We start from the raw sequence: 11,668 nt of genomic DNA, 5'->3' as shown, positions 1-11,668 counted from the left end.
AGCGCGCAAGTGTCGATGCGCACTATGCGCGCCACAAGAGTCACCTAGCTACGCCGTGCCCGATTGAATGAATTCCGGGAACATTCTTGCTCTTAGGACTCAGGCATGTCAATGCTTCACCTGATTTTGCCGCAGTGCGATATTTTTTTAATTATCGTTTTCCCCATGCGAGATATTGCATTCGCATGGGCTTACGCAAGTTCCTGCGACTTAAAGCTGGCAGTTGTCGCTGAATGCAGATGACGAGCAGTTAATCGCCAAGCCAGATCATGGCGGCCATGCGCCCTGTCACGCGATCGCGACGATACGAATAGAAGCGTTCTCGCTCGCTCACCGTGCAGTGCGTACCGCCATGAACGCGCTTCGCTTCCACGCCGATATCGGCTAAACGCAAGCGCGCAAGCGTATAGATGTCGGCGAAGTATTTGCCTTGTGCGCCGGTCGGCTTGAACGCTGCCGCGGTGAGGTCGCGTTGATCCGCATTCGCGATCGACACGAAGGCATCGAGCACGTCCTCGCCCACTTCGAATGCAGCGGGACCAATGGCCGGACCGAGGTAAGCATTGAGGCGCGATGTCGGCACGCCCGCGAGTTGCGCCACCCGCGCGCCCGTCTTCTCGACGATACCGCCCGCAAGACCTCGCCAGCCCGCATGCGCGGCGCCGACCGCGCGGCCTTCGCCGTCGCAGAAGAGGACCGGCAAACAGTCCGCCGTCATCACCACGCAGACGACGCCCGGCCGGTCGGTCACGCTCGCATCGGCGCGCGTCGGACCGGCTGCGCGGCGCTCGATGACCGCGTGCGCATCTTCAACCGTCGTGCCGTGAATCTGTTCGAGCCACGCGGCTTGTCCGATGCCGGTCAACGCCAGCGCGCGACGGCGATTTTCGATGACGGCATCCGGCGCATCGCCGCTCGACAAACCAAGATTGAGACCGCCCGCGCCCGGCGTGCCGCCATCGAAAGGCGCCGCGCTCACGCCGCCCGCGCGAGTCGTCACGAACGCATGCACGCGCGGCGAGACGCGCCATTGCGGCCACACGCAATCATCCGCGCTCAATGTGACGTCAGTGCGATGGGTCATGCTTCGTCGTCCTCGGCATCGGCATCGTGTTCGCCTTCTTCGTCGTCGTATTCGTCGTCCCAGTCTTCGCCGTCGTCCATTTCATAGACTTGCGGGAAGTCGTCGTCTTCGTCTAGTTCGACTTCGTCGTCGCGCCCGAAGCCGAGTTCCGTGGCGAGCTTGGCGAGATCCTCGGGCACGTCCGCGCGCCAGTGCACTTGCTTGCCCGTTGCCGGATGAACCAGACCGAGCCGCCACGCGTGCAGCGCCTGACGCGCGAAGCCGTCGGGCAGCGGCGTCACCGAACGCCGGCCGCGTATGTGACCGTAGACCGGATCGCCCAGAAGCGGATGGCCGCTCGCCGCGCAGTGCACGCGAATCTGGTGCGTGCGGCCGGTTTCGAGATCGCAATGGATCGCGCTCACGGGCTGCCCGTTCCACTGCGTCCGGTCGATGGTGCGAAAGTGCGTGCGCGCCGGTTTCCCCGATGCGCCTTGAACCACGGCCATGCGCGTCCTGTCGCGCGAATCGCGGCCAATGGGCGCGTCGATGGTGCCGTCGTCCGGCATCCTGCCCCACACGAACGCGACATAGCGGCGCTTCACCGTGCGCGCCTGCAACTGCCGCACGAGGTCGGTCTGGGCTTCGAGCGTGCGCGCGACGACCATCAGCCCCGAGGTCTCCTTGTCCAGCCGATGTACGATGCCCGCGCGCGGCAGCCCCGCCGCCGCATCGCCATAACGATGTAGGAGACCGTTGAGCAAGGTGCCGCTCCAGTTCCCCGCGGCGGGATGCACGACCATGCCGGCGGGCTTGTTGATGACGACGAGCGTTTCGTCTTCGTACACGATGTGAAGCGGCACCGGCTCGGGCGTGAACGCGAGTTGCTCGGGCAACAGGTCGGGCACGAGCGCGATGGTCGCGCCAAGCGGCACGGGCTGGCGCACCTTGGCGCTGGCGCCATCGACGAGCACGCGCCCTTCCTCGATCCAGCCTTGCAGACGGCTGCGCGAAAACTCGGGGAAGATCTTGGCCAGCACCTTGTCGAGCCGCTCGCCTGCGAGTTCGTCCGGCACGCGCGCCTCGCGCGGCGCTTCCTCGTTGCGATGCCGCGCTTCCTTGCCGCGATGCGGCGTGCCGGCATCGGGCGCATGCGCGTCCGAATCGGTAGAAGCTGCGTCGTCGGGCTTGGCGCTTCGGCTATAATCTTTGAGTTGGTCTTTGGTACGGCGTGTACTTGAGCGGGTCATTTGAACGGGATATCGGGTTGTACCCGGTGAGTCAGTCTTCATCTCGGGCTGCAGTTCGGGACATTGCGCAAGACGTTCTTTACAGCGCGCGACACTGCCGGGCAAACTTCAATGCAGGCAATGCAAGGAAGCCGCGCCAGACCGTTGCGGACCGGGAAACCGGGCGGAATTCGAGGGATATCCAAACGGAAATCCCGAGCGAAAACCGCACCGGACACACAGCTAGACATAGCGAGATTCAGCCAGGAACAGCAAGCACTAATGCGAGCCTTCAACACCATTCATCAATCGATGCAGCAATCGATCAAGTATCTGGCGCTGGGCGCGAGCGTCGCCATTGTCACGGCCTGCCACGGCTTGCCGGAGAAGACCGACGAAACGGCTACGTGGAACAACAACAAATTATATACGGAGGCCCAGGACGCGCTTTCAGGCCGCGACTGGGGCAAGTGCTCCAAGTATTTCGAAGCACTCGAAGGCCGCGATCCGTTCGGTCACTTCGCGCAGCAGGCGCAGATCAACGTGGCTTACTGCAACTGGAAAGACGGCGAGACCGCATCGGCGGATCAGGCAATCGACCGGTTCATCAAGCTGCACCCGGATCATCCGGACATCTCTTATGCCTACTACCTGAAAGGCATGATTCACTTCAACGACGACCTCGGACTCTTCGGCCGCTTCTCCGGCCAGGACATGAGCGAGCGCGACCCGAAGTCGCTGCGCGAGTCGTATGACGCGTTCAAGGTCGTGGTCGATAAATATCCGCAAAGCAAGTATGCGCCCGACGCCGCGCAACGCATGCGCTATATCGTGAACGCGCTCGCTTCGCACGAAGTCCACGCGGCGGATTACTACTATCGTCGCGGCGCGTATGTCGCGTCCATCAACCGGGCGCAACTCGCCATTCGCGAATACAAGAACGCGCCGGCCACCGAAGAAGCGCTGCATCTCATGATGCTCTCATACGAGAAGCTCGATCAGCCGCAACTCGCCGACGACACCAAGCGCGTGCTTGCCGCCACGTTCCCCGACAGCCCGTATGTCACGGGCAAGCGTCGCGCGAGCGCGGAAAAGGCGTGGTATCAGATCTGGTAAGCAGAACGCGAGATCGTTCGGCTGGTCAGGCAAAAATGGGCGCTTCGGCGCCCATTTTGTTTGTCGATCAACCGCTCCCGCGCACTGTTGCAAGCCCTACTCGGCAAGCTCCGCCGACGCGTCCGCCGCTTCGCTGAAAAACGCCCGCGCGACTTCCAGTTCACGCGTGCGCTTGAACGGCGGCAGGCTTTGCCAGATGCGTCGGCCGTATGGTTTATCGACGAGCCGCGTGTCACAGATCATGAGCACGCCGCGATCCGTCTCCGCGCGAATCAGCCGCCCCGCGCCCTGCTTGAGCGTGATGACGGCCTGCGGCAACTGATGCACGGCGAACGGGCTCAAGCCTTTCTTCGTGAGCGCGTCGAGGCGCGCGGCAAGCACGGGATCGTCGGGCGGCGCGAACGGTAGTTTGTCGATGACCACGAGCGAAAGCGCATCGCCACGCACGTCGACACCTTCCCAGAAGCTCTGGCTGCCGACGAGAATCGCATTGCCATACGCGCGGAAGCGGTCGAGCAACTCGGTACGGCTCGCGTCGCCCTGCACGAGCAGCGGATTGTCCCAGCCGCGCCGCTCGATCACGTCGCGCAGACGCTGGGAGATGCGATCGACCGCGCGCAGCGTCGTGCACAGCATGAACACGCCGCCACCCGATGCCTCGATCACCGGCAACGCGGCGTCGAAGACGGCGTCGGTGAATTGCGGCGAGGACGGCTGCGGCAGATTGCGCGGCACGTACAAAAGGCCCTGCGACGGGTAATCGAAGGGACTCGGCAAGGTCATCGAACGGCGCGCGTTCAAACCCATTTGCGCCGCGTAATGCGTGAAATCGCCACGCACCGAAAGCGTCGCGGAGGTGAAGATCCAGGCACGCGGCACGCCCGCGCGCTGCTTCGCGAAGATCGGCGCGACCGACAGCGGCGTCTCGTGCAGTTGCACCGTGTGCGAGAACACTTCGATCCAGCGCACCATCTCGTTGGGCTCGTCGCGCGCGGCTTCGGCGGCGGTATCCGCGTCTTCGACCACTGCACGTTCGAGCGCGGTCGGCGGCTTGGTCCAGCCCGACAAAAGCCCTTGCAATTCGCGCGCGCGCCGCACCAGCGCCTGCAGCGACTCCGCGCGCTCGCCGTGTGCGCCGAGCGCGGCCGTGAGTGCATCGAGATGGGTTTGTAGCGTGTCGAGCGCTTCGAAAAGCGGATGTCCATCGGCGAGCTGGCCGAGCGAGAGGCGAATCGAATCTTCCCGGAATGCGAGCCGCAGGTCGCGCGCCGCGCGTTCGAGCGCCGCGCCGAGCTTGGTCCAGTCGGCGGCGTCGCGAGCGTGGGACAAACCTTCGGCCACCGCATCGCGGGCGAGTTCGAGCAGTTGCGTGGTCGAAAGCGTCTCGCCGAAAAAGAGCGTCGCCGTCTCGGGCAACTGATGCGCCTCGTCGAAGATGATGGTGTTCGCCATCGGCAAGAGTTCGGCCATGCCGGTGTCGCGCAGCATTACATCGGCGAAGAACAGGTGATGGTTCACCACCACGATGTCCGCCTGTTGCGCTTCGCGGCGCGCCTGCATCACGAAGCAATCCTTGTAATGCGGGCAATCTTGTCCAAGGCAATTGTCGCGCGTGGACGTGACCATCGGCCAGACGGGCGAGTTCTCGGGGACACTCGCAAGTTCGGCCTTGTCGCCCGTGCGCGTGATCTTGGCGAAGCGCACGATCTCCTGCAGATGCGACGTGTCCTGACGCGTCGGCAGCCGCCCGTTGTCGGCGGTGCGTTCGAGATAGTAGTGGCAAAGATAGTTGGCGCGGCCCTTCAGCATCGCGACGGTGACCGGCACGGCGAGCGCGTCGCGCACGGTCGGGATATCGCGCTGAAAGAGCTGATCCTGCAAGTGTTTGGTCCCGGTCGAAACGATGACCTTGCCGCCCCACAACATGGCCGGAACGAGATAAGCGTAGGTCTTGCCCGTGCCCGTTCCCGCCTCGACGATCAGCGTGTTCTCGCCGCCGTCGACGGCGCTCGTCGCGGTGGCGATACCCACGTCGTCGGCGGATGCCTCGTCTATCGCATGCGGCTTGTCCGATGGCCCGAGCTTGCGCGCCGGGCGGCGCTGCAATTCGAACATCGCGGGTTCGGGCATGGCGCGGCCGGACGCTTCCATCGCGGCGGCGACGGAGCGCGCCATGTCGATCTGCGACGCGCGCGGCCGATAGCCGTCGATCGCGCGCGCGAGAAGGCCTTCGGCGGAGAAGATGGCGTCGAGTTCCGTGCGGCGCTTGTCCGTGAGTTCGAGCGCAGCGCTTGCGCTGTCGCGGGGTTGTGCGGGTAAGTTCAAGGCGGGGCTAGATCCTGCGGTTGCGGTCACGGCGCATGGCGGCGCTTTGCTGCCTCAAGCGCCTCGACCCGCGTCGATGCGCTTCAATGCGCGTCGCCGTCGAGCTGCAGTTGCAGCAGAAGTATGGTGTCTTTCACCTTGAGCTTGCGCTTTTTCAAGCGCCTGAGCTCGAGGTCGTCGATACCGCCCATCTTGTCGATGAGCGTGGACAAGCCGTGATGCTCTTCCTGCAATTGCGTGATGCGATCGCGGAGCACGGTGGCATCCACGGCGGGTTGTCGGGGTGCGTTCAAGCGCTGCTGCATGCTCGCCTCCTTTCATCCTCATCGCCCGGGCGGTGCCTTGGGCGTCACTTACCTGGTTGCTGCTGTTGCTGCTGTTGCTGCTGTTGCGCCTGCTGGGCTTGCTGTGCCTTTTCCTGCTGCTTGCGCGCGGCTTCTTTCTGACGCGCCTCGACTTCCGCGCGATGCTGCGCGGCATCGCGTTGTTTCTGTTCGTAACGGTCCGCCTTCTGCTCGCGGTCCTGCGCGTCCTGCACGCCGCGTGCGCGCGCTTCCTCGAGTTGCCGCTGATAGTCCGCCTGCTTGCGGTCGTACGCGGCCTGATTGGCCGCGCGCTGCGGCGCCTCGGCCTGACGTTGCGCGGCGGACAGCGCGTTCTGACGCTGCTTTTCCTCGTAGGACTGCTGGCTCGACTTTTCGCTGGCGGCGCGTTGCGGCGCTTCCGCATCGTATTGTGCCTGCTTGAGCGCGGTCTGTTCGTCGCGCTGCTTCGTGCGCTCGGCGCGTTGTTCGTCGTCGAGAGCGAGCTGCTGCTGGCGAATCTGCTTGCGCTCTTCACGCATGGCCGTGCGCGCGTTGTCGAGACAGTGGTTCACGAAGAATTTGCCGTAGCAGTCGTGTTCCTTGACGCCGTATGCGTAGTCGTTCTGCGCGGTGCGTTTGTCGAGCGCCTTTTGCCGGCGCGCGTTGTCGGCCTTGAGCGCGTCTTCGGCGCTCGGTTCGGCACTGACCATGGCGGATGAGGCATCGCCGAGCGGCGTGGCGCGCACCGACGTGGTGGGGTCGATGCCCTTGGGCGTCTGCGCGATGGCATTCGGCGCGAGAACGAGCGTGCACAGAAACGCGCACGCGGCGCAGATGGACGCGAGCGGGGAAAGGCGAAGTTTGGGCAAATGAATGGACGGCAACGTGATAAAGACCCGATGCATTAAGCGATGCAACGACAGACGCAATGCAGCCTGCGCGATGCCGAAATTCTATCACCGTGAACCGGAGCCCTTCTCCATTTATGGCAAAATCCCCCGCTCAAGCAACCCGGCCGCAACCGGCAGCACGCCCGCTTTGCGAGGCGCAAGAAGTAGTCAGCGCGCACCAAGCGGGACACAGGGCGTAAAGCGCGCAACGCGTCGCACGAGATGCGCGCCCTGCGTCTTGCCGTTGCACAAGGCCAGCAGAGAGCAGACAGCGCAGACCATGACGCAAACCGTAGCACTCAAGATCGTACAGCGCATTGCCACCGAGCTTACCGTGCAGCCGCGCCAGGTGGCCGCCGCCGTGCAGCTTCTGGATGAAGGCTCGACTGTCCCGTTCATCGCCCGGTATCGCAAGGAAGTGACCGGCAATCTCGACGACACGCAACTGCGCACGCTCGAAGAACGCCTCCTGTATTTGCGCGAACTCGAAGACCGGCGCGCCACGATTCTTTCGAGCATCGACGAGCAAGGCAAGCTCACCGACGAACTGCGTACATCGATCGAAGGCGCGGACAGCAAGCAGGTGCTGGAAGACCTGTATCTGCCGTATAAGCCGAAGCGCCGCACGCGCGCGCAGATTGCTCGCGAAGCCGGCCTGGAACCGCTTGCACAGGCGCTCCTCGCCGACCCGACGCTCGATCCGCAGAGCGAAGCCGCGAAGTTCGTCGATACGGAAAAAGGCGTCGCCGATACCAAGGCCGCGCTCGACGGCGCACGCGATATCCTGTCCGAGCAGTTCGGCGAAACGGCCGAGATTCTCGGCAAGCTGCGCGAGCACCTGTTCAACCAGGGGCTTGTCATGTCGACCGTGGTCGAGGGCAAGCAAGGCGAGGAAGGCGAAAAATTCCGCGACTACTACGACTACAGCGAAACCATCCGCACGGTGCCATCGCATCGCGCGCTCGCGCTGTTCCGTGGCCGTAACGCGGGCGTCCTGAGCGTGAAACTCGGGCTCGGCGAGGAACTCGACGCACAAACGCCGCATCCGGGCGAAGTGATGATCGCGCAGCACGTGGGCATCGCCAATCGCGGCCGCGCGGGCGACAAATGGCTCGCCGACGTGTGCCGCTGGTGCTGGCGTGTCAAGGTGCAGCCGCATATCGAAAACGAACTGCTCACCAAGTTGCGCGAGGAAGCCGAGCACGAAGCCATTCGCGTGTTCGCGCGCAATCTGAAGGACTTGCTGCTCGCCGCGCCCGCTGGCCCGAAAGCCGTGATTGGCCTCGATCCGGGTCTGCGCACCGGCGTGAAAGTCGCCGTCGTCGATCGCACGGGCAAGGTTCTGGCCACCGACACCATCTATCCGCACGAGCCGCGCCGCGATTGGGACGGTTCGCTCGCGAAGCTCGCGCGCATTGCCAAGGCGACGCAGGCAGAGCTCATTTCCATCGGCAATGGCACGGCATCGCGCGAAACCGACAAGCTCGCGAGCGAGCTCATCGCGAAGCATCCCGAACTCAAGCTGCAGAAGATCGTCGTGTCCGAAGCGGGCGCGTCGGTGTATTCGGCTTCCGAACTCGCGGCGAAGGAATTTCCGGACCTCGATGTTTCACTGCGCGGCGCGGTTTCCATTGCGCGCCGTCTGCAGGACCCGCTCGCGGAACTCGTCAAGATCGACCCGAAAGCGATCGGCGTCGGCCAGTACCAGCATGACGTGAATCAGCGCGAACTCGCACGCTCGCTCGATGCGGTCGTCGAAGATTGCGTGAACGCCGTCGGCGTCGATGCCAACACGGCTTCGGTCGCGCTGCTTGCGCGCGTATCCGGTTTGAACGCGACGCTTGCACGCAATATCGTCGATTATCGCGATGCCAACGGGCCGTTTGCGTCGCGCGAGAATTTGAAGAAGGTGCCGCGTCTCGGCGACAAGACGTTCGAGCAGGCCGCGGGTTTTCTGCGTATCAACAACGGCGATAATCCGCTGGATCGCTCGTCGGTGCACCCGGAAGCGTATCCGGTCGTCGAGCGCATTCTCGCGAAAATAAAAAAGCATGTCGGCGATGTGCTCGGCAAGCGTGAAGCGCTCACGGGCCTCTCGCCCACCGAATTCGTCGATGACCGCTTCGGTCTGCCGACCGTGCGCGACATCCTCGCCGAACTGGAAAAGCCGGGCCGCGACCCGCGTCCGGAGTTCAAGACGGCGACGTTCCGCGAAGGCATCGAGAAGATCGCGGATCTCGAACCCGGCATGGTGCTCGAAGGCGTGGTGACGAACGTCGCGGCGTTCGGCGCGTTTGTCGATATCGGCGTGCATCAGGACGGACTCGTGCACGTTTCCGCGCTGTCGACGAAGTTCATCAAGGACCCGCATGAAGTCGTGAAGGCAGGCCAGGTCGTCAAGGTGAAGGTGCTCGAAACGGATGTGAAGCGGCAGCGCATCTCGCTGACCATGCGTCTCGACGATGACTTCGCGCCGGCAGCGGCAGGCAGCGGCGCGCCTTCGCAACCGCGTGCAGGCCAGCAGGACCGGCGCGCGGGCGGCGGGCGCGATGCGCGTTCGAATAATCAGCGCCGCGAGCCGGAACCGGGTGGCGCGATGGCCGCTGCTTTCGCCAAGCTCAAACGCTGACAGCCGGCACGCTTCAAACAAAAAACCCACGCTTTGCGGCGTGGGTTTTTTGTTTCCAGAAGCAAGCGCTCGTCAGATTTCGATCTTCGTGCCCAACTCCACGACGCGATTGGCCGGAATGCTGAAGAAGTCCGTCGGCTTCGCGGCGTTCTGATGCATCCACGCGAACACGCGCTCGCGCCACACCGACATGCCCGGCAACTCGGTCGGCACCACGGTTTCACGCGCCATGAAGAACGACGTGTCCATGAGTTCGAACGTCATTGCGTGCGTGCGCGTGATCTGTTCGAGCACGGCTTTCACGTCCGGCGTTTCATTGAAGCCATACGCGGCCTTCACGAGAAAGAGCCCGCCGCCAACGTCCTTCACTTCCATGCGATGCGCGCCATCCACATACGGGATATCGCGCGTGATGAAGTTCAGGAAAATGGTGCGCTCGTGCAGCACCTTGTTGTGCTTCAGGTTGTGCAGAAGACTCACGGGCACGAGCGAATCGCTGCCTGTCAGGTAGATCGCCGTACCCGACACGCGATGCGGCGGATGCGCGAGCAGCCCTTGCAGGAACGGCATGAGCGGAATACCGTCGGCGGCCGTGCGATCCTTCACGATCATGCGGCCTTTGTACCAGGTCATCAGCAGGAAGAAGAGTATTCCGCCGATGCACAGCGGCAGCCAGCCGCCCTGCCCGATCTTCAACAGACTCGCGCCGAAGAAGCCGATGTCGATCGTGAGCAGCACCGCGATCAACGCGCCGACGAGCCAGCGGTTCCAGCCCCAGAGATTGACCATCACCACCGAGAGCAGGATGGTCGTGACGAGCATGGTCGCGGTCACGGCCAGTCCATAAGCCGCCGCCAGATTCTCCGAACTCTTGAAGCCCACCACGATGCACAGAATGATGAAGAGCAGCATCCAGTTGACGAGCGGAATATAGATCTGCCCGATCGCCAGTTCCGACGTATGCAGGATCTTCATGCGCGGCACGTAACCGAGCTGAATAGCCTGACTCGTCAGCGAATACGCGCCCGAAATCACTGCCTGGGATGCAATCACCGTGGCGACGGTGGAAAGGATCACGAGCGGGAGCAAGGCCCAGTCTGGCGCCAGCAAGAAGAACGGACTTTCGATGGCCGACGGCGTGTGCATGAGCAACGCGCCCTGCCCGAAGTAATTCAGCAGAAGCGACGGCATGACGAGCGCGTACCAGCCGCAGCGAATGGGCTTCGCGCCGAAGTGGCCCATATCGGCATAGAGCGCTTCCGCGCCGGTCAGCACCAGCACGACCGAGCCGAGCACGATATACGCCTGCAACACGTGCGAGGCCATGAAGGAGATTGCATAGTACGGGTTGAGTGCGACCAGCACGCCCGGTGCGAGCACGATGTGATAAGCGCCCAGCACGGCGAGCGTGATGAACCACACCAGCATGATCGGGCCGAATAGCTTGCCGACCACTGCCGTGCCATGGCGCTGAATCCAGAACAGCAGGACCAGGATGACCATGGTGATCGGCAGCACGTAAGGCGACAGCTTCGGTGCGGCGAGTTCCAGCCCTTCCACCGCCGAGATGACCGACATGGCGGGCGTGATGACCGCATCGCCATAGAACATGCAGGCGCCGAAGATGCCTAGCATCAGCAGCACGCCCGACATGCGGCCCGGCTCCTTCACGCTGCGCAGCGCGAGCGTCATCATGGCGAACACGCCGCCTTCGCCGTTATTGTCGGCGCGCATGACGAAGAGCACGTACTTGACCGCGACCACCATGACGATGGCCCAGAAGAGCAAGGAGATGACGCCGAGAATGGACGCCTCGGAAAGCGCGATGCCGTGCGACGGGCTGAACGCTTCCTTCAGGGAATAGAGCGGACTCGTACCGATGTCGCCAAAGACGACGCCAATGGCGGCGAGCGCAAGAGATGGCAAAGGCTGTTTATGCTCTTGCGCGTGAGTCATGTTAGTCATAAAAGCGAGATGTCCGTCCAGGGCGGAGAGAAACGAACGCCATTCTATCTAACGTCGCGTGCAAAAACGCTGCCTCTCGTATTGCCCGATTGCCCGGCAACACGCGTGTGTGAGTTTAGCATCGCGTTTCGTGCGCGTCGGCTGAA

General features: G+C 63.3%; 8 protein-coding genes. 2 read left to right on the top strand and 6 right to left on the bottom strand.

Annotated features, from left to right (window positions below):
* Positions 1–250: 250 nt before the first annotated feature.
* Positions 251–1,084: a peptidoglycan editing factor PgeF gene (gene pgeF, locus ACYQ47_RS28030; protein WP_459907978.1), complete on the bottom strand. Its 834-nt coding sequence runs from the start codon at positions 1,082–1,084 to the stop codon at positions 251–253.
* A complete protein-coding gene (locus ACYQ47_RS28025; RefSeq protein WP_250464949.1) occupies positions 1,081–2,313 on the bottom strand; it encodes an RluA family pseudouridine synthase in 1,233 nt (410 codons plus the stop codon). The genes pgeF and ACYQ47_RS28025 overlap by 4 nt, the downstream gene beginning before the upstream one ends.
* A gap of 291 nt (positions 2,314–2,604) precedes the next feature.
* Between ACYQ47_RS28025 and ACYQ47_RS28020 the strand changes: the two genes are divergently transcribed.
* Entirely contained in the window at positions 2,605–3,408 is an 804-nt protein-coding gene (locus ACYQ47_RS28020) for an outer membrane protein assembly factor BamD (protein WP_244828049.1), read from the top strand.
* 96 nt (positions 3,409–3,504) lie between these two features.
* On the opposite strand, the gene ACYQ47_RS28015 is transcribed toward ACYQ47_RS28020, so the two are convergent.
* The 3 genes from ACYQ47_RS28015 to ACYQ47_RS28005 all read right to left on the bottom strand — a co-directional run bounded on the left by ACYQ47_RS28015 (position 3,505) and on the right by ACYQ47_RS28005 (position 6,943).
* A complete protein-coding gene (locus ACYQ47_RS28015; RefSeq protein WP_244825321.1) occupies positions 3,505–5,733 on the bottom strand; it encodes an ATP-dependent DNA helicase in 2,229 nt (742 codons plus the stop codon).
* Positions 5,734–5,816: 83 nt separating this feature from the next.
* Positions 5,817–6,038, bottom strand: a complete 222-nt coding sequence (locus tag ACYQ47_RS28010) for a DUF465 domain-containing protein (protein WP_244825322.1) — start codon at positions 6,036–6,038, stop codon at positions 5,817–5,819.
* Positions 6,039–6,082: 44 nt separating this feature from the next.
* Entirely contained in the window at positions 6,083–6,943 is an 861-nt protein-coding gene (locus ACYQ47_RS28005; protein WP_244825323.1) for a colicin transporter, read from the bottom strand.
* A 265-nt stretch (positions 6,944–7,208) separates the two neighbouring features.
* Here ACYQ47_RS28005 and ACYQ47_RS28000 point away from each other — a divergent pair, with 265 nt between their 5' ends.
* Positions 7,209–9,557, top strand: a complete 2,349-nt coding sequence (locus ACYQ47_RS28000; RefSeq protein WP_459907974.1) for a Tex family protein — start codon at positions 7,209–7,211, stop codon at positions 9,555–9,557.
* A 72-nt stretch (positions 9,558–9,629) separates the two neighbouring features.
* Here ACYQ47_RS28000 and ACYQ47_RS27995 read toward each other — a convergent pair whose 3' ends face one another.
* On the bottom strand, positions 9,630–11,522 hold the full coding sequence (locus ACYQ47_RS27995; RefSeq protein WP_244825325.1) for a potassium transporter Kup: 1,893 nt from the start codon (positions 11,520–11,522) through the stop codon (positions 9,630–9,632).
* Positions 11,523–11,668 lie beyond the last annotated feature (146 nt).

The organism is Caballeronia sp. HLA56 (genome assembly GCF_054655155.1).
The sequence above is the reverse complement of the archived record's forward strand: the minus strand, read 5'-3'. Positions and strand labels throughout refer to the sequence as shown.